Source organism: Variovorax sp. PMC12 (genome assembly GCF_003019815.1).
Classification (GTDB): Bacteria; Pseudomonadota; Gammaproteobacteria; order Burkholderiales; family Burkholderiaceae_C; genus Variovorax.
This window is the reverse complement of record NZ_CP027773.1, coordinates 2,504,938-2,524,159: the sequence shown is the minus strand read 5'-3', so window position 1 is coordinate 2,524,159 and position 19,222 is coordinate 2,504,938. Positions and strand designations below refer to the sequence as shown.

12 protein-coding genes are annotated in these 19,222 nt (G+C 69.3%); 4 read left to right on the top strand and 8 right to left on the bottom strand.

The features are described 5' to 3' along the window. Window positions 1-4 precede the first annotated feature (4 nt). Entirely contained in the window at window positions 5-6,025 is a 6,021-nt protein-coding gene (locus C4F17_RS11670) for an alpha-2-macroglobulin family protein (protein ID WP_106935330.1), read from the bottom strand. A gap of 175 nt (window positions 6,026-6,200) precedes the next feature. Here C4F17_RS11670 and opgC point away from each other — a divergent pair, with 175 nt between their 5' ends. Continuing rightward, window positions 6,201-7,343, top strand: coding sequence for an OpgC domain-containing protein (gene opgC, locus C4F17_RS11665; RefSeq protein WP_106935329.1), 1,143 nt, complete (start codon window positions 6,201-6,203; stop codon window positions 7,341-7,343). Window positions 7,344-7,364: 21 nt separating this feature from the next. On the opposite strand, the gene C4F17_RS11660 is transcribed toward opgC, so the two are convergent. The 3 genes from C4F17_RS11660 to C4F17_RS11650 all read right to left on the bottom strand — a co-directional run bounded on the left by C4F17_RS11660 (window position 7,365) and on the right by C4F17_RS11650 (window position 9,573). Next, complete coding sequence (locus C4F17_RS11660) at window positions 7,365-8,096, bottom strand: SGNH/GDSL hydrolase family protein (protein ID WP_081265864.1); 732 nt, start codon at window positions 8,094-8,096, stop codon at window positions 7,365-7,367. A 99-nt stretch (window positions 8,097-8,195) separates the two neighbouring features. Then, entirely contained in the window at window positions 8,196-8,966 is a 771-nt protein-coding gene (locus tag C4F17_RS11655; protein ID WP_081265832.1) for an anti-sigma factor, read from the bottom strand. Window positions 8,967-8,997: 31 nt separating this feature from the next. Continuing rightward, on the bottom strand, window positions 8,998-9,573 hold the full coding sequence (locus tag C4F17_RS11650) for an RNA polymerase sigma factor (RefSeq protein ID WP_234382757.1): 576 nt from the start codon (window positions 9,571-9,573) through the stop codon (window positions 8,998-9,000). Between the two features lie 182 nt (window positions 9,574-9,755). Between C4F17_RS11650 and C4F17_RS11645 the strand changes: the two genes are divergently transcribed. The 3 genes from C4F17_RS11645 to C4F17_RS11635 are packed head-to-tail and all read left to right on the top strand — an operon-like array spanning window position 9,756 to window position 12,474. Beyond that, window positions 9,756-10,292: a hypothetical protein gene (locus C4F17_RS11645; RefSeq protein ID WP_106935327.1), complete on the top strand. Its 537-nt coding sequence runs from the start codon at window positions 9,756-9,758 to the stop codon at window positions 10,290-10,292. A gap of 8 nt (window positions 10,293-10,300) precedes the next feature. Continuing rightward, window positions 10,301-11,611: a hypothetical protein gene (locus C4F17_RS11640; protein ID WP_106935326.1), complete on the top strand. Its 1,311-nt coding sequence runs from the start codon at window positions 10,301-10,303 to the stop codon at window positions 11,609-11,611. A 23-nt stretch (window positions 11,612-11,634) separates the two neighbouring features. Continuing rightward, window positions 11,635-12,474, top strand: a complete 840-nt coding sequence (locus C4F17_RS11635) for a hypothetical protein (protein WP_155742378.1) — start codon at window positions 11,635-11,637, stop codon at window positions 12,472-12,474. A 22-nt stretch (window positions 12,475-12,496) separates the two neighbouring features. On the opposite strand, the gene C4F17_RS11630 is transcribed toward C4F17_RS11635, so the two are convergent. From C4F17_RS11630 to C4F17_RS11615, 4 genes are all read right to left on the bottom strand, one after another. Continuing rightward, complete coding sequence (locus C4F17_RS11630) at window positions 12,497-13,930, bottom strand: efflux transporter outer membrane subunit (RefSeq protein ID WP_106935325.1); 1,434 nt, start codon at window positions 13,928-13,930, stop codon at window positions 12,497-12,499. After that, window positions 13,930-17,100 (bottom strand): efflux RND transporter permease subunit, encoded by a 3,171-nt coding sequence (locus C4F17_RS11625; RefSeq protein ID WP_106935324.1) that lies wholly within the window; start codon window positions 17,098-17,100, stop codon window positions 13,930-13,932. The genes C4F17_RS11630 and C4F17_RS11625 overlap by 1 nt, the downstream gene beginning before the upstream one ends. A gap of 9 nt (window positions 17,101-17,109) precedes the next feature. Further along, entirely contained in the window at window positions 17,110-18,324 is a 1,215-nt protein-coding gene (locus tag C4F17_RS11620) for an efflux RND transporter periplasmic adaptor subunit (protein ID WP_234382755.1), read from the bottom strand. A gap of 233 nt (window positions 18,325-18,557) precedes the next feature. Then, the gene (locus tag C4F17_RS11615; RefSeq protein ID WP_081265840.1) at window positions 18,558-19,217 is read right to left on the bottom strand and encodes a hypothetical protein; all 660 of its coding nucleotides are present in this window, start codon (window positions 19,215-19,217) and stop codon (window positions 18,558-18,560) included. Window positions 19,218-19,222: the final 5 nt, after the last annotated feature.

Genomic DNA, 19,222 nt, shown 5'->3' with positions numbered 1-19,222 from the left:
CGGCTTACTTCGCCGCCTCCACCTTCACCCGTGCGTTCGGCGTCTCGCCGAACATCTCCGGCGCGTACATGGCTTCGACGCGGCTCGGCGGCAGCGCGAAGTCGCCGACGTTGTTCAGGCGCACGGTGTATTCCATCTTCACCACGCCCTTGGGCAGGTACTCGTAGTAGCTGCGGAATGCCTCAAAGCTGCGCTCCTCGAACGCGGGCCAGCCCGCGCCGCTCTTCTTCTCGCCCTGCGTGGCGATCTGCGAGTCGCGGCCCAGGCCGCTGCCCAGGATGGTGGCGCCGCCCGGAATCGGGTCGCTGATGACGACCCAGGTCATGTCGGCGCTGGCGTTGACTTCGATGCTCACGCGCAGCACGTCGCCGCGCGTGTACTTGCCGGCCACGGCCTGCTCGACCGGGGTGACGGTCTTCTTGATGGCGTAGCCGGCCGCGAACGGCGCTTTCAGCTGCACGGCGGCAATCGACTGCAGCGTGAGCCACGGCTTGCCGGTGCCCTGCTGCGTCACCAGCAGCGTGTCGCGCACCGGCGCGCCCGACGGCGATGCCGCCCACGGCAGGAACATCGTGTTGTTCTTCAGGTTGCCCGGCGAGGCGGGCGCGCCGAAGAAGGTGGTCTGGTTGGGCGCGCCGGCCGGGTCGCTGGCCTTCACGCGCTCGACCCTGCTCCAGTCGACCTGCGCCTTCACCGCGCCCAGCGTGGCGGCGGTAACGCCCGACACCGGCGTGCTCTCGAACACCTTGCTGAACTTCTCCAGCGCCAGTCCGCCCCACAGGTTGGCGGTGGTGGTGTGCCACGCGCCGTTCTGCTGGCGGCCGATGAAGCCGTTGGCGAGCTTGCCGATGTCGTCCTTCCAGCCCGGGTCGTCCATCACGCTGAGCAGCAGGCGGGCGGTGTTGACGTCGCCGTTGGTCATCAGCCACCACCAGTAGTCGTCCTGCTCGGTGCTGAAGATCAGCTTGGTGCCTTGATAGGACAGGCGCGCCTTCAGCACGTTGTTGGCTTCTTCCAGGCGCTGCTGGCGCTGCGGCACGTCGTTCACGCGCTTGAGGATGTTGAGCCAGTCGATCACCGCGCTGGTGGGCCACTGGTTCGGCGCGATGGTGATGCTGCCGAGCATGCTCCCCTTGGCCTTGCCGTAGCGCGAGAGCGCTTCGAGCGCGGCGAGCTTGCGCACGTCCAGGTCCTTGCGCGGGCTCCAGAAGTCGCGCGTGATGCGGCCTTCGACGAAGGCGATCAGGCCCGACTCCATCGGCGCGCGCACGTCGTCGGCAAGCGCGAAGGCGGGGTCGAGCGCGGCGGCTTCGTTGGTGGCCGCGAGCAGGTACGACGTGAGGATGTCGCTGCCGCGGTTGGCCTCGCCGTCGCGCGGCGGGAAGTAGCTGGCCAGGCCGTCGCTGTCCAGGTAAGTGGGCAACTGGGCCAGCACGCCCTGCCACATCTTCGCGTCGCGCAGGCCGACCGACTTGCTGGTCTTCTGTTCGAGGCAGATGAAGGGGTAGTTGGCGAACCAGTCGCGCACGCCCGGCAGGCCTTCGGCCAGCTTGGGTTGCAGGGCGAGCTTCAGGCCGCCGCGGCCGGGGAGGGCGTCGGCGGGCGGTGCCACGTCGAGCGTGAACGGCCCGTCGAGCTGCACCAGCGTGGCCTGCTGCACCGTGAGCGGCACCGAGGGCACGATGCGCTGGCGAACCTTGAGGGCATCGCGCGCGCCGCCGATGGTGTCCTTGGCCTCGATTTCCCAAAGGATGGCTTCGGCGCGCGTCTGCGCGAGCTGCGCGGGCGCGGTCACGTTCCATGCGACTTCACGCGCTTCGCCGGCCGGGATGTCCACGGTCTGCGGCTCCAGCGTGAGCAGGGTGGCGCGCGGCGTGGCCTCGACCTTCATCGGCTTCTGCGTGGTGTTGCGCAGCGTGATCTGGGCGCGGAACTGGTCGTCCTCGCGCACCAGCGGCGGCAGGCCGCTGATGATCTGCAGATCCTGCGTGGCCTGGATGCTCGCCTGGCCGGTGCCGAACAGGCCCACGCCGGAATCGGCCACGGCCACGATCTTGAAGGTGGTGAGCGCGTCGTTCAGCGGCACCGTCACCACGGCCTGGCCGTTGGCGTCGAGCACCACCTTCGGGTTCCACACCAGCAGGGTGTCGAGCAGCTCGCGCGTCTGGCCCTTGCCGCCGCCGCCGCCCGCGGGCACGGCCTTGCGACCGTAGTGGCGCCGGCCGACGATTTCCATCTGCGCCGTGGAGGTGCTCACGCCCCAGCTGCGCCGCTGCAGCATGGCGGTCAGCAGGTTCCAGCTGTCGTTGGGCATCAGCTCCAGCAGGGCCTGGTCGACCGCAGCCAGCGCCACTTCGGCGCCGGCGGCGGGCTTGCCGTCGGGCAGCTTGGCGCTGATGGTCACCTGGGCCTTGCTGCGGATCGGGTAACTGGGCTTGTCGCTGGTGACGGTCACGTCGAGCTGGTGGGCCTGCGTGCCCACGCGGATCTCGGCCATGCCCAGGCGATAGGCGGGCTTGCTCAGGTCGACCATCGCCGTGGGCGCGACGTATTCCTTGCCCTCGTACCAGAAGGCCGTCCACCACTCGCGCGGCGACTTGAAGCCCCAGGTGAAGAAGCTGTACCACGGCACTTCGCGCAGGCGGCCGCGCAGGGCGAGCACGCTCACGTAGGCGTTGGGGCCCCACTCGGGCTTGACCTCCAGGGTGACGGTCGGGTCCTTGCCGTCGAGCTGCACCACGTGCGTCTCGATGATGCCTTCGCGTTCCACGGCGACCAGCGCGGTCGCGAAGCGGAACGGGCTGCGCACCTGGAACTTGGCGACCTCGCCGGGCTGGTAGCTCTTCTTCTCGGGCAGCACGTCGATGCGGTCGTTGTCCTCGCCACCGAACCACAGTTCGCCCTGCTTCGTCACGTAGACGGAGCTGACGGCCTTGGCGTCGCGCCCTTCGCTGTCGGTGGCGCTGGCGATGAGTTCGACTTCGCCGGCTTCCTTCAGCTCCGACTCGCACAGCAGCAGGCCGCGCGCGTCGCTCTTGCCGCTGCAGACGGTGCCGATGTCCTTGGTCTCGGTCTTGTTGTCGTAGGTGTAGAAGCCGCCCACCATGCGCTTGCGGCTGGTGGTGGTGATGCGCGCCACGGCGCGCACATTCAGCGTCACGCCGGCCTGCGGCTTGCCCGCGAGGTCGAGCGCGAGCGCCTGGAACTTCAGCTTCTGGGCGGTGGAGACCCAGCCCTCGGTCTTGATGCCCGCGATGACGGAAGCCGGCCACAGCGTCTGCGTGCTGCGGATGGTCTGCACCTCGCCGTTCGGGTCGGCGTAGGTGGCTTCGAGCAGCAGCTCGCGCGCGGCCTTGACCTTCGGCACCTTGTCGATGGTGACCTTGCCGGCGCCGTCCTTGTTGAGGGTGAGCGGCAGCTTGTCGGCGATCACGCGGGTGTCGTTCACGCTGTTGATGTCTTCCTCGCCCGAGCCGGCTTCGGCAGCGGCGGAGACCGCGGCCGCCGGATCGCTGGCGTCGCCCTGGGTGGCGCGCGGCGGGTTGAAGCTGAAGGCGTCGTAGTCGGGGAAGCTCAGGCTCTTGCCGCGCACCATGGCCGACACGCGAACCGGCAGGTTGGCCGCGCCGCCGCCGGCCACGTAGTTGATCTGAACGTCGGTCGGCACGCTGGTGGCGGCCACCAGCGGTTTCTTCTCGGTGGGCGTGATCCGGCCTTCGAGCACGGGCAGGCGGAATTCCTCGACGCGGAACATCCCGGTGCCGAAGCTGCGCCCATAGCCCTCATCGCCGTCGCCTTCGCTGTCGCCGTCCTTGCCGCCGCCGGTGCGCAGCATCACTTCGTACACGCCGAGCTTGGCGGCGGGCGGAATGGCAAAGCTGTTCTCCGCGCTCAGGCCGCCGGTGGCGGTCTTGCGCCAGTTCAGCGGCTGGGTGAAGCGCTGGCCGCTGCCCACGTGGGTGATGACCAGCGTGTCGGGGCGGTTCTCGGGCAGGCCGAAACCCTTGCTGGTCTGCGTGCGGATCAGGCTCTTCATCGACACCGTCTCGCCGGCGCGCAGCAGCGTGCGGTCGAAGATGGTGTGGGCGATGCGGTCGGGCTCGGCCTGCAGGTTAGTCGGCACGTTGAAGCGCCAGGGCTCGATGCCGCGCTGCCAGTCGCTCCAGGTGAAGGCGAGGTCTTCCACGCCCTTGTCGTCCTTGGCGCGGGCGCTGACGAACCAGGCGCCGCTGTCGTATTCGTTAGGGCCGTTGCACGACGGTGCCTGCGGCGAGATGCCGTTGAGCATGACGATGCCGTTGGCGTCGGTGGTGCCGCTGGCCACGGCCTTTCCGTCGCAGCTGGACACGCGCACTTCTGCGCCGGCCACGACCTTGCCCTTGTCGAGCGTGGTCACCCAGGCCATGGAGTTCTCGCGGCCCAGCTTGAAGTGCACGGCCAGGTTGGTGGCCAGCGCGGTGGTGCGCACGTACATCGTGCGCCCGGCGTTGTAGCGCTCGTCGAGCAGCGCCTCGCCCAGCTTCTGCGAGGCGATCTCCAGCACGTGGAAGCCCGGCGTCAGCGGCACGCCGATGACTTCGAAGGGGCGCGGATCGCCGGCATCCGACTTGGGCATGTCCAGCGTCTTCACGCCCGCCTGGCCCGACAGCAGCGACAGCATGCGCGTCTGCAGCGTGGTGCGGTCGTCCTTGTCGATCACCGGGGGCAGCGGGCCCTTGACGTCCTTGCGCGCCTGTTCGCGCGAGATGGTGAAGTTGTCGTAGCGGCGCACCTTGCGGAACCACGCGATGATTTCCGCGTCGGTCTTCGGGTTCATGTCGCTGACCTTGCCGGGCGTGAGCGCCTGCACCATCAGCTGCGGCTCCACGCGGCGCACGGTGACCGGCATCATGGCCGGGGTGTCGGGCTCGGCGAGGCGCTCGACCACGCCGAAGGGCGAGGCGGCGAACTTGGCCAGCGGCGGCATCATGCCGGTGGCCACCTTCATCGGGAAGCTGCCGGGCGAGGCCAGCGGGCGGCCCGAGGCGTCCTCGAACCTGGAGGGCAGCTCGATGGTGAACTGGGTGCTCTCGCTCAGCGGGGGCTCGAAGCTCACGCTGTTGACCACGTCGTCGTCGCTCTGCGTGCCGCCGTCGTTGTCGAGCTTGGCCTTGATGGTCTTGTCGCCCTTGAGCTGGATCTGCGAGGCCAGCTTGCGCGTGACCGGCGCATTGAACGTCAGCTGCATCGGGCGCAGCGGCAGGCAGGCGGCCTGTGCGTTCTCGCGTTCGCAGGTGAACGACGCGGCAAAAGGCTCGCGCACCTGGAACTCGAGGCGGCGTTCCACGTTGTTGGGCACGCCGGAGGGCGTGGCGACGCCCTTGCCGTAGACGATCTGCACCTTGGCGCCGGGCGTCAGCGTGCGGTTGCACTGCATGGTGACGAAGCGCAGCGGTTCCTTCTCGGCCGCCTTGTCGCGGCCGAAGGCCTTGAGCAGGCCGGCGCGCTGGTCGCCGTCGAGCAGCTTGACCGGGATGCGCTCGCCCACGCCGTCGGCCGAGCACCACACGTTCTGGCGCACGCTGTCGAGCGTGGCCGCGCCGTTGAGTTCGAGCACGAACATCTGCTGCTCGTCGATGCGGCTGTAGCTGCCCGGCATGTAGCTGCGCACGAACGGGCCGCCGCTGTTGAACTGGTAGCGCTCCGGGCCGGTCAGCTCGCCGCTGGCGGGCTTGAAAGTGGGAATGCGCGTGACGGTGCAGCGCACGCCGGGAGGCAGGTCGTTCTCGAAGTCGTAGACCCAGGCCTTGGCGTCGGTCCAGCGGCCGGTTCCCTTGCCGGCCTGCGCGTCGGTGCAGCTCACCGACAGCGGCGCGGGGGCCTTGGGGTCGCCGAAATTGACGGCGGGCTGGTCGAACTTGGCGACGATCTGGCGCACGCGCGCCACTTCGCCCTGGGGCGTGAGGCTGGTGATCTGCAGGGCATGGCCCGGGCCGGACAGGAGCGCGCCGCCGGCCAGGAGCAATGTTGGAAGGAAACGGGTCACTTTTTAGTATCTCCACCTAGAGGCAGCGCGCAGCGTAGCCGATTTGGACGACGATTCGACAGTGCCATGGGTCATATGTCCTTCGTGTCCACGGCGCGGGTACGCCAGTCTTCTTACAATCGAGGCCCTCGTGCGTGTGCCGCGCGGACCGCCACCAAGACCTCGCCGCCGACCGATGAAACGCTACTGGGAAATAGACGCCTTGCGCGGGCTGATGCTCGTGCTGATGACCGTCACCCACCTGCCCACGCGACTGACCGACCCGCTGGGTCAGCCTTTCGGCTTCGTTTCAGCCGCCGAGGGCTTCGTGCTGCTGTCGGCTTTCGTGGCCGGGCTGGTGTACAGCCGCATCGGCTATGCGCGCGGCGTGGACTCGATGCGCCAGGCCTTCTGGCGCCGCGTGCTCAAGGTCTACCTGTGCCAGGCGGCGATCCTGCTGTTTCTGTTCACCGTGATCGCGGCGCTTGGGCTGCACATCGACCAGCCGGCGGTGAAGAACCTGGTGTCCTACTACCTCGCGGAGCCGCGCGAGGGCTTCATCTACGGCCTGCTGCTGATCTATGAGCCGGCGCTGCTCGACATCCTGCCGATGTACATCTTTTTCATGCTCATGAGCCCGTGGGTGCTGGCCTTTGCCATGCGCCACGGCTGGTCGTGGGTGATGGCGGTGAGCGCGACCGTGTGGGCCGCGGCGCAGTTCGGCCTGAGCGAATGGGTCTACGGGCTGGCCGTGCACTACCTCGGCGTGCCGGTGCCGTTCCACGAGATGGGCGCGTTCAACACCTACGCGTGGCAGTTCCTGTGGTTCGCCGGCCTGTGCATCGGCGCCACCCGCAACGGGCCGGGCGCGAAGCCTTTGAACTTTCCGGTGTGGGTGCTGCTGCTGGCGGCCGGCATAGCGCTCTACGGCCTGTACTGGCGCCACCACGGCATCAACGGGCAGGCGCCGTTCGGTGGCGACGTGGAGCTGAACCTGCTGTTCGACAAGTGGCAGCTCGGCCCGCTGCGGCTGGTGAACCTGGTGGCGCTGGGCATCCTGGCGGTGCGCTTCGGGCCGTGGCTCATGCGCCGCATCCCGCGGCTGCACTGGCTGGAAGCGATGGGCTCGGCGTCGCTGCCGGTGTTCTGCGCGCACCTCGTGGCGGTGCTGCTGGTGCTGGCCTTCTACGGCGACAGCCAGACCGCGCGGCCCTGGTGGGGCGACGGCCTGCTGCTGCTGGCGGTGTTCTCGGGGATGTACTGCGTGGCGCGCTTCACGCGCGGGGCCGACGTGCCGCCGCCGGCGGACGACGTGCCGACGGAGCCGGCACGGGCCTGAGGCCTCTGACCTGGGGGCGAGTCAAGGATTCGGCAAATGCGGCGCGATCACCGAATGCCATAGCCGGTAGCCCTCGTCCGTCATGTGCAGCTTGTCGCTGCGGAACAGCTCCATGCGCGGGCGGCCGTCGGCGCCGAGCATGGGCGTGTAGATGTCGATGTATTCGCTGTTGGGCAGCAGGTTGAGGTAGGCCGAGATCACGTGATTGGTCTCGCGGATCTGCGGCAGCAGATGTTCGCGCGAGGGGCTGGGCTTGACCGAGACGAAGCTGATGCGCGTGTCGGGCAGTTCGGCGCGCACCGCGTTGGCAAAGCGCGCGAAGCTGTCGAGCACCTGCAGCGGCGTGCGGCCCTCGGCCAGGTCGTTGTCGCCGGCGTAGACCACCACCTGGCGCGGCTTGTAGCGCACCACGAGGTCGCGCGCGAACAGGCTGCAGTCGTTCAGCGTGGAGCCGCCGAAGCCGCGGTTCACGACACCGCCGGGCACGCGGGCGAAATCTTGCGAGAGGCGGGTCCACATGCGCACCGTGGAGCTGCCGACGAACACCACGCCGCCGGGGGCGGGAAAGCGCTCCTGGTCGGCCCGTGCGAATGCCGCGAGCTCGTTGTGCCAGCGCTCCTTGGCGGCCAGGTAGTCGCGCGCGGAGGCGGCCTCGGCTGCGGCCGTCTCGGATTCCTGGGGAAAGAATGCGGGCTGGGCTTGGGCGGCGAGTGCCGCCGTCAGCAGGGCGACCGCGGCGAGCGCGGTTTTCATCGAAGGCATCGGAAGGACGGGAAGAAGTACGAAGGGCGGGCGGGGTTTTCTACCACGACGCCCCAGGGCCCGCGGCCGTTGACAGGCAAGCCGCCCGGCCTAGATGGTTTTCTCGATCAGCGCGCCCTTGAACACGACCGGTCCCTTCGGCCCGCTGCCCGGCGGCACGCCGCCCTTGGCTTCGAGCGTGACGGCCAGCGTGGGCACGGCATGCACGTCGGACTCCGACGCGGCAAGGCGCAGGCCCGGCGCGTTGTCGAGCACGCCCAGCGAGCGCGGCGCGCCGCCAGGCGGCAGGGCCCAGAGCTGCAGCGACTTGTCGTCGCTCTCCTTGAAACCGCCCACGCGCTGCAGCACCAGCTGCTTCTTCTTGGGGTCGAAGGTCACGAGCATCGAGGCCGCGTCCTTGTCGTCGTTCAGCACGGCCACGTACTGCACCGCGGGGGCGTTGTGCAGCTGGTCGCGCAGGTTGAGGCCGACCGTCACGGCCAGCACCGTGGCCAGCGCGCCGGCCGCCGTGGCGCCGCGCCAGAGCGCGAGGCTGCGCAGCCAGCCGCCCTGTCGCGGCTGCCGGGACCTGTCGTCGTCGCGCGCATTGGCGGCGTCGCGCTGGCGTTCGATGGCGATCTTGGCCTGCTCGGCGTCGATCATGTTGCGGATGCGGGTCCACACCGCGGGGTCGGGCACGACGGAGGGCTGCAGCTCGGTCATGCTGGCGAGCCGGCCTTGCCAGACCAGCGCCGCAGCGCGCACCGGCGCCTGCTCGCGGGCCAGGGCCTCGAAGCGGCGGCGGGCGCCTCCGCGCAGGGTGCCGAGGGCATGGCTCGCGGCCAGCAGCTCGAGCAATTCGGGATGTGCGATGAGATTCATGGGAGGACCGCCTTCGTCGTCGTCATCGCGTTCATGCAAAGCGTCCCATGCAGACGCGCAGTTTCTCCAGCCCGCGCCGGATCCATGTCTTGACCGTGCCCAGCGGCAGCTTGAGCTGCTCGGCCAGTTCGCCGTGGCTCATTTCGCGCAGGTAGGCCAGGCTGACCACCTCGCGCTGCCGGCCCTCGAGCTGGCTGAGGCACTGGTGCAGCGCCCATGCCTGTTCGCTGGCATCGGCGGTATCCGCCGGGTTGGGCGCGTCCGATTCGAGTGTGTCGGCCATCAGCTCGTCGAATTCCTGGGTGAGCTGGGCGCGGTCGGTGGTGCGCCGGCGCAACAGGTCGAGCGCCCGGCTGCGAACGATCAGGCCCAGCCATGCCAGCGGCGGGCTGAGCGAGGAGCGATAGTCGCCCGCGACTCGCCAGACAGTCAGAAAGGCTTCCTGGAGAACGTCCTCGGCCCACTCGCGTTGCCGCACGACGCGCATCGCCAGGCCCATGAGCTTGGGCGAGGTGCGGTCGTAGAGCAGGCGCAGGGCGGCTTCGTCGCGATGGCCGATCCGGTCGATCAGCGCCATCAGTTCGGCGTCGGGGCTGGGTACTGTCATCCAACGATTGTCGGGCATGGGGGCGCATGCCTGATATACGGGCGGTTCCCCGGGTCGGATTCAGACGGAAGGCCGCTGGCCTGTCGGCCGTCTGAACGCAAGCGTTCGAAACTTTTGTGTGCTTGTGTGACCGTATACTGCCCCCGAAAAATCGAGGGACCGCACACGGTCGGGGAAGAGAAATGAAGCAAATCGCGATCGTCGCGGCGCTCTGCGTGGGCGCGTGGTACTTCTTCGTCGGCGGCCGCAAGCTCGACGAGTCGATGGTGCACGACTACTACCGCAAGGAAGCCCATGCCATCTACTCGCGCGACGCAGACCTGCTGTGCAAGCAGCTCAGCCGCAAGGCGCGGATCGAAAGCAGGACCACGGTGATGGGCCACACGGTCGAGCGCTCCCATGACCGCGACGAGGCCTGCAAGGCGACCCGCGAGGCTTTCGAGACCTTCAGGCTGGCCGGCGAAAAGATGGGCGGCATCCTCACCATCGAGTACGACTACGACCTCGGCGACATCCAGGTGGCCTCCGACCGCAGGAGCGCCGTCGTCAAGGGCACCAGCGTGCTGAAGATGGGTGAAACGGTGCTGCAGTACAGGAGCAGCTTCACCCAGCGACTGGAGCGCGAGATGGGCCAGATGCGCCTCGTGCATGCCGAAGAGGCCACCGTGATGCGGATGGGCGGCGCCGGCACCATGACGCAGAGCGACTTCTTCAAATAGGCACAGCCATGATCATCCGAGATGTGTTGCCGCCGCCGCCGCCGTTCTGGCACCGGCTCAACAGTTTCTTCGCCTTTCCGTTCCAGCTGCGCCCGCTGGCCTACGGCCTGCTGCTGTCTTTCTGCAGCCTGCTGTTCGAGGGCGTGTTCTTCCTGCCCGACGCGCTGGCGCTGGTCATCATCGAGATCGGCATCATGCTGGCGGCCAGCCGCTACAGCTTCAAGATCATCGCGCTGGGTGCGCGCGGCATCCGCGATTCGGCCGACTTCGGGCGCGAGTCGAGCGACGAGTGGACCTACCTGCCGTGGAAGCTCTTCGCCATCACGATGGTGCAGGCCTTCCTGATCGGCTGGCTCGGCTGGTACTCGCCCATCCTCGGCACGGCGGGGCTGTTCGTCATGTCCTTCACCTTTCCGGCGGCGGTGATCGTGCTGGTGCAGTCGGGCAGCTTCTTCCAGGCCATGAACCCCGGCCACGTGATGGACACGATGCGCATCATCGGCTGGCCGTATGCGCTGCTGTGCTTCTTCCTTTTCCTGCTGAGTTCGGGCGCGCAGGTGGCGCTGGCGCTGGTGCTGCCGATGTTCGACGGGCGCATCGTGCTGCCGATCGCCAACTTCGCATTCATCTATTTCGGCTGGGTCATGGCGAGCCTGCTGGGCTACGTGATGTTCCAGCACCACGACGCCTTCGGCTTCGATGCCGCGCCGGGCAGCGAGCTGGACGGCGGCGCCCCGGCCGACCGCCGCACGCCGGAGCAGGTCGCCGCGCAGCGCACCGACGCCGAGGTGGCGCAGCTGATCACCGAGGGCGACCTGGCCACCGCGCTGGGCACCGCCTACGAAGCGCAGCGCACGGCAGCGTCGGACGACCTTGCCGCGCAGCGCCGCTACCACCGCGTGCTGGCCATGATGCCGGAGAAGAAGGACACCATGCTCGACCAGGCGCGGCGCTTCATTCCGCTGCTGATGCGTCGCGACATGGCTTCCGAGGCGCTCAAGGTCTTCAAGGTTTGCCGCGAGCGCGAGAAGACCTTTTCGCTCGACGACCCCGCCATGGTGATCGCGATGGCGCGCGCCGAATGGCGCAACGGCGACGCGCACGCCACGCTGGCGCTGCTGTCGGGCTTCGACAAGCGCTTCCGCGGCCACGAGGCGATTCCGCAGGCGTATGAACTGGCGGTCCGCGCGCTGGTGCAGGGGCTGGGCCGCGCCGACATGGCGCAGCCCATCCTCACGACGATGGAGGCGCGCTACCCGAACAGCGAGCAGACGCAGGAAGTGCGCTGGCTGCTGCGGCCCACGCCGGCCGCGCAATAAGAGAGAAAAACCAGAGAGGACCAATGAGAAGGAAAGAAGAAAAGACGTCCGCGCGCGCCGCGGCGATGCGACCCGTGGCACTGGGCGCCGCGTTGTTGCTCAGCGCCTGCGTGACCACCCAGCCGCCGCTGGCCGCGAAGCTGCCGCAGGAAGCGGCCGTTGCGGCGCCAGCGCTCGGCAGCTATGCGGCAGCCGACGGCTTCGTGCCCGTGGGCAAGACGCAAGTGCGCCTGCGCGGCAAGTCGTACCCCGAGGGCTTCGACCAGCTTCGGGTGGTGCGCCGCGACCATACGGGCGGCGCGGTGGCGGCGCAGGTTGCAATCAGCGTGCTGGCATCGGCCGTGGCAGGAGGCACCGTCGTCGGAGCGCAGGGCTTCTCCAAGGACGACCTGTCGGGCGACCCGGTCTCGGAACTGGCGGGGCAGGCATGGGCCGGCAACCCCGGCATGAAGGAATTGCCGGAGGCGCTCGGCGATATCGCCACCCGTGTCTATGCCGCCCGGGCGTGGAAAGAGCTGCAGCGCGGCCGCAGTGAAACCGGATGGACGCGCGAGGACATGGAGTCCGCGGCCAGGCTGCCGGCCGTGGCCGACGCGCCGGTCAACCCCGGCCCTTGGCGCCTGATCTACGAGAACCTGTCGGGTACCGACGAGCTGTACCGCCTGCAATTCCGCGCGGGGCTGGCACTGGCGAGCCCGCGCTTCGGACTTCCGCCCATGCCGGCCAACTGCTTCTATCAGTCCGAACCGGTGGCCTGGACCGCATGGAAGGCCGACAACTGGCAGCGCCTTCGCGAAGAGCGCGCCAAGGCCGTCGACCAGTGCGTCAGCACGCTCGCGCAGACCCGCGCCGACCTGTGGTGAAGGCGGCCGCTCAGGCCTCCCGTCAACTCTCTTCCCAGCCGCCGCCCAGCGTCTTGTAGATCGTCAGCCGGTTGGTCTGCTCCGTGAGCTGCAGGCCGATCAGCGTCTGCTGCGCGGCGTAGAAGGCACGCTGCGCGTCGAGCACGTCGAGGTAGCTGCTGGCGCCGCTCCTGAACAGCGACTGCGACAGCTCGAAGCTGCGCGAGGTGGCGTCCAGCAGCGAACGCTGCGCGTCGAGCCGCTCGGCCAGCGTGCGGCGTTCGGCCAATGCGTCGGCCACTTCGCGGAAGGCGGTCTGCACCGTCTTCTCGTAGGTGGCGATCTGGATCTTCTGCTGCGCCTCGGCCACCCGAAGGTTGGCGCGGTTGGCGCCGCCGTCGAAGATCGGCACGCTGATCGAGGGCGCGAAGCTCCAGGCCTTGCTGCCGCCCGCGAACAGGCCCGACAGCGTGCTGCTCGCCGTGCCCGCCGACGCGGTGAGCGCGATGCGCGGGAAGAACGCCGCACGCGCGGCGCCGATGTCGGCATTGCTCGCGCGCAGGGCGTGCTCGGCGGCGCGTACATCCGGGCGCCGCTGCAGCACGCTTGAGGGCAGGCCCGGCGGCGGCACCAGCAGCTGTGCGGCGGTGGCCGGTGCCGCGGTGTCCGAAGCGGGCGCCGCAGGCAGCAGGTCGGCCGGCGGCATCGCGCCGACCAGCAGCGCGAGCGCGTTGCGGTCCTGCTCGACCTGGCTGTCGAACGCCGCCGCGTCGGCGCGCGCGGCGTCCACCGTGCTGCGCGCCTGCGCCAGCGCCAGGCCCGATTGCGCGCCCAGTTGGTGGCTGCGCTCCACCAGGTCGAAAGACTTGCGCTGGCTCTCCAGCGTGTTGCGCGCGAGCAGCAGGCGCTGCTCGTCGGCCGCCAGTTGCAGCCATGCGGTCGCGACCGATGCGACCAGGCTGATCTGCGTGCTGCGCCGTGTCTCCTCGGTCTGGAAGTAGCTCTGCAGCGCCGATTCGCCGAGGTTGCGCACGCGGCCGAACAAATCGATCTCGTAGCTGGTGAGGCCGAGGTCGGCGCTGTACTGCGAGCCGATGCGCGCCTCGCCGCTGGTCGACAGGCTGCCCGGCGTGCGCGAGCGGCTGCCGCTGGCGCCGGCTTCCACGGTGGGGAACAGGCCGGCGCGCGCAATGCCGTACTGCGCCCGCGCGCGCTCGATGTTGAGCGCCGCCACGCGCAGGTCTCGGTTGTTGGCGAGCGCAAGCTCGATGGTGCCGCGCAGCCGGGGCTCGACGAAGAAGCTGCGCCAGCCCACGTCGATCGGCGTCGGCGCCTCGACACCGGAAGAGGGCAGTGCCTGCGGCACCGGCGATGCGGGCGCGGTGTATTCGGGCGCGAGGTTGACGCAGCCCGCGAGCACGGCCGAGGCCATGGCCGAGAGGGCCAGCGAGCGCAGGGGGAATGCGCGCTTCGTCATCAGTGGCCTCCCTGTTCAGCCGTGGTACCGGCAACGGTTTCCTGCGCGGGCCTGGCCTTGCGCCGGCCCTCCAGCCAGCCGCGGATCAGCGCGAAGAACAGCGGCACGAAGAAGATGCCCAGCGCGGTGCCCACCACCATGCCGCCCAGCACCGCGGTGCCGATCGACTGGCGGCCACCCGCGCCCGCGCCGGTGCCGATGGCCAGCGGCAGCACGCCGAAGCCGAAGGCCAGCGAGGTCATGAGGATGGGCCGCAGCCGCAGGCGCACCGCCTGCAGCGTGGCCTCGACCACGCCCTTGCCCTGCTCCTGCAGCTGCTTGGCGAACTCCACGATCAGGATCGCGTTCTTCGACGACAGCCCCACCGTGGTCAGCAGGCCGACCTGGAAGTACACGTCGTTGCTCAGCCCGCGCAGGCTGGTGAACAGCAGCGCCCCCACGATGCCCAGCGGCACCACCAGGATCACCGAGAACGGCACCGACCAGCTTTCGTACAGCGCGGCCAGGCACAGGAACACGAACAGGATCGAGATGGCGTAGAGCAGCGGCGCCTGCGCGCCCGAAAGCCGCTCCTGCAGCGACGCGCCGGTCCACTCGTAGCCGATGCCGGGCGGCATCTGCTTCATCACCGCGTCCACCGCGGCCATGGCGTCGCCCGAGCTCACGCCCGGCGCCGCGTCGCCCACGAACTCGTAGCTCGGGCTGCCGTTGTAGCGCTGCAGCTGCGGCGAGCCGTAGCTCCAGCGCGAGCTGGAGAACGACGGGAACGGCACCATCTGGCCCAGGCTGTTGCGCACGCTCCAGCGGTCGATGTCGGCGGGCAGCATGCGGAAGTCGGTGTCGCCCTGCATGTACACGCGCTTGACGCGGCCCTTGTCGAGGAAGTCGTTGATGTAGGTGCCGCCCATGGCGCTCGACAGCGTGCTGTCGATGTCCGACGTGGCCAGGCTCAGCGCGCCGGCGCGCGCGTCGTCGATGTCCACCGCGAACTCGGGCGTGTCGTCCAGGTTGTTGCTGCGCACGTTGGCGACTTCGGGCCGCTGGCCCAGCAGCTCGATGGCCTGGTCGCGCGCCTTCACCAGCGCCTCGTGGCCCAGGCCGTTGATGTCCTTCAGGTGGAAGTTGAAGCCCGCGTTGGCGCCCAGCCCGCGCACCGCCGGCGGCAGCAGCACGAAGACGCGCGCATCGCGCACCGTCGACAGGTCCTTGTTGGCGCGCCGCGCCAGCTCGGCCGCCGACTGGCCCGCGCCGGTGCGCTCGGACCAGTCCTTGAGCTTGACGAAGGCGCGCGCCGAGCTCTGGTCGCCGTTCTGCCCCGTGATGACGTTCACGCTCAGCACCTCGGCCTGCTTGCCGAAGTACTGCTGCACCTGCTCGACCACCGGCTGCAGCCGCGCATTCGAGGCGCCCGGCGGCAGGGTCACCTGCACCTGCAGGAAGGCCTGGTCTTCGTCGGGCAGGAACGAGGTGGGCAGGCGTATGAACAGCAGCGCCATCACGCCCGCGATCAGCAGGTACACCACCAGGCTGCGCTTGCCGCGCCGCACGATGCCGCCGACGATGCCTTCGTAGCGGTCCGCGCTCCTGTCGAAGCCGCGGTTGAAGGCCGCGAAGAAGCGGTCAAGCCGCCCCAGCAGCCCGCGGCGCGGCACCGCATGTTCGCCCTTGTGCACCGGCTTGAGCAGGGTGGCGCACAGCGCCGGCGTGAGCGTGAGCGCCACGAACACCGACAGCGCCATCGCCGAGACGATGGTGATCGAGAACTGCCGGTAGATGACCCCGGTTGAGCCGCCGAAGAAAGCCATCGGAATGAACACCGCCGACAGCACCAGCGCAATGCCCACCAGCGCGGGCGTGATCTCGGCCATCGACTTGCGCGTGGCCTCCTTGGGCGAGAGCCCTTCCTCGTGCATCACGCGCTCGACGTTCTCCACCACCACGATGGCGTCGTCCACCAGCAGGCCGATGGCCAGCACCATGCCGAACATGGTAAGCGTGTTGATCGAATAGCCCGCCAGCGACAGCACGCCGAAGGTGCCCAGCAGCACCACCGGCACCGCAATGGCCGGAATGAGCGTGGCGCGCAGGTTCTGCAGGAACACGTACATCACCAGCACCACCAGCAGCATGGCCTCCAGCAGCGCCTTGACCACCTCGTCGATGGAGGCGCTCACGAAGGGCGTGGTGTCGTAGCTCACGAAGGTCTGCAGCTGGTTGGGGAAGAGCGGCTTGAGCTCCTCGATCCTGGCCTTCACCGCCTCGGCCACCTGCACCGCGTTGGCGCCGTCGGCCAGCACCACGCCCAGGCCCGCGCCGGGGCGCCCGCCGAGCTGCGAGCGCACGGTGAGGTTCTCCGCGCCCAGTTCCACGCGCGCCACGTCTTTCAGGCGGACCACGGCGCCGTCGGGCGTGGAGCGCAGCACCACGTTCTCGAACTGCTCGGCTGTCTGCAGCTTGCTGCGCGCGGTGATGGTGGCGTTGAGCTGCTGCCCGGCGGCCGCGGGCAGCGCGCCCAGCTGGCCGGCCGAGACCTGCGCGTTCTGCGCGGTGATGGCGGCGCTCACGTCGGAGGGAATGAGCGCATATTTGCGCAGCTTGTCGGGGTCGAGCCACAGGCGCATGGCGTAGCCGGTGCCCAGCGTCTGCACCTCGCCCACGCCGTCGATGCGGCTGATCACGTCCACCAGGTTGCTGGAGATGTAGTCGCCCACGTCCACCGCCGAGGCGCTGCCGTCGCCGGAGTACATCGACACGATCATCAGGAAGTCGTTGCCGCCCTTGGTGACGGTGACGCCGCGGCTCTGCACCTGCTGCGGCAGGCGCGACATGGCCTGCTGCAGCTTGTTCTGCACCTGCATCTGGGCCACGTCGATGTTGGTGCCGGCGTCGAAGGTGAGCGACAGCCGCGCCACGCCCGACGAGTTGCTGGTCGCCTGCATGTAGAGCAGGTTGTCCAGGCCCTTCATCTGCTGCTCGATGACTTGCGTGACCGAGTCCTCGACCGTCTTGGCCGAGGCGCCGGTGTAGGTGGCGTTGATGGACACGCGCGGCGGCGCGATGTCGGGGTACTGCTCCAGCGGCAGCGTGCGGATGGCCATCAGGCCCGCGAGCATGACGACGATGGAAAGCACCCACGCGAAGATGGGCCGGTCGATGAAAAACTGAGCCATGGCCGGACCTCAGCGCGCCACGGGGTCGGATGCCGCGTCGGCGGCGTCGGGCTGCGCGCTTGCCACGGGGCCGGATGCCGGGCTGGCGGCCTTGGCGCCGAGCTCGACCACCTTCACCTTGTCGCCCACCTTCACCCGCTGCGAGCCCTCGGTCATCACGCGGTCGCCCGCGGCCAGGCCTTCGAGCACCTGCCAGCGCGTGCCGACCGCGCGGCCGACCTGGATGGAGCGTTTGGCGACCTTGTTCTCCGCATCGACCACCAGTGCCGACGCGCTGCCGTCGGGCGCGCGCGTCACCGCCTGCTGGGGCACCAGCAGCGCGGTGGCGTCGGTGCCCTCCTGCAGCACGGCGCGCACGTACATGCCGGGCATCAGCAGCTTGTCGGGGTTGGGCACCACCGCGCGCAGGGTGACGCTGCCGGTGCCGGCATCGACCGTGACGCCGCTGAAGGTGAGGCGGCCGGCATGCGGGTACTTGCTGCCGTCTTCCAGCACCAGCTGGATGCGGGCCTCGGCGTCGCTCGCGCGCTGCAGGCGGCCGCTGGCGAGTTCGCGTTTCAGCCGCAGCAGCTCGCTGCTCGATTGCGTGACGTGCACATGCATCGGGTCGAGCTGCTGCACCGTGGTCAGCACCGCCGTCTGGTTGGCCGTGACCAGCGCGCCGGGCGTGACCGTCGACAGCTCGGCCCAGCCGGTGATCGGCGAGGTGATGCGCGTGTAGCCGAGCTGGATGCGCGCGGTCTGCTCGGCGGCGCGGGCCACGCCGAGGTCGGCCTCGGCCTGCTGCTCGGTGGCCTGGGATTCGTCGAACACCTGCCGGCTGATGGCGTCGATCTTCACCAGCTCGGCATTGCGGCGCGCCACGGTGCGCGCGGTGGCCAGTGCCGACTCGGCCTTGCGCACGCTGGCCTGCGCGCTGGCGTATGCCGCCTGCAGCGGTGCCGGGTCGAGCTGGTAGAGCACCTGGCCGGCCTTGACCTGCGAGCCTTCGGTGAAGAGCCGCTCCTTGAGGATGCCGCCGACCTGCGGCCGGATCTCCGCGATGACCGGCGCGGCGGTGCGGCCGGGCAGCTCGGTGCTCTGCGCCAGCGTCTCGTGCTTGAGGGTGACGGTGCCGACTTCCTTTTCCGGTGCGGCGGCGGCCTTCGCGGTGGCGCTCGCGCCCTTGTCGGTGCGTGAGCAGCCGGCGATCGTTGCGAGCGCGCAGACCGCGGCGATGGTCATGAGCAACGGGAAACGGGAGTTTTTGCAGGCGTGCATGGCGCAGGGGAAGTGACGGAGGTCCCAAATGGAGCGGGCACGCGCTTGCGAGTTCAATGCAACGCGCGGCCGCGAGCGAGCTTTACAGAGCGGCGATGCAAGTGCGGTGCCACCGGCGGGCAGGCGAGGACACACAAGGCCTTTCGGCGCCGAGGGGCTTGTCGCGGCTGTTGCCGATGCGGCGCGCGCTGCCGCTGTCAGGCTAGGCCGAATTCCTTGCGGCGGTCGAACACGAAGACCCGGTCCCGGCCCCAGCCCGCCGACCAGCCGCCGCGCCACAGCCGGTAGTCGGCCTCGGTGGCGTCCGGCGCGCCGGGTGGCGCGCACAGCGGCCAGAGCACCCAGTGCAGGATCGGGTACGAAGTCTCCAGCCGATAGAGCGGCTCGACCAGGAAGTGGTAGGCGTCCTGCCCGGCTTCGCCCGTCTCGCGAAGGGCCATCTCGCCGAGCGCGTCGTGCAGTTCGATGAAGGGGCTGTCGGCCTCCGAGAAGGCCTTGAGCAGCGTCGTCGCGCTGGTGTCGAGCACTTCGATGGGGCCGTTCGCATCGGGCACATCGAGGCCCATGGGCTCGACCAGCGCCAGGCCGTCGCGCAGCAGTTGCACGGCCTCGTCGGGGCCGATGGCGCGCGCCGGCGTCGACTGGTATTGCTGCAGCCGCGCGAGCATTTCCTCATGGCGCGGAAAGACCGAGAAGGCCCGGCGGCGCGCCTCGGCGTCGAGGCTGGCGAACTCGAATTGCAGCCGGAGATCTTCGTCGACGTTCTCGGGCGGTTCTTTGTCATCGGGGCCCAGCGCGGCGTCGAATACGTCGTGCCAGTGGCGCTGCCAGGCCTTGTGATGGGTCGGTTGGGGCATCGTCG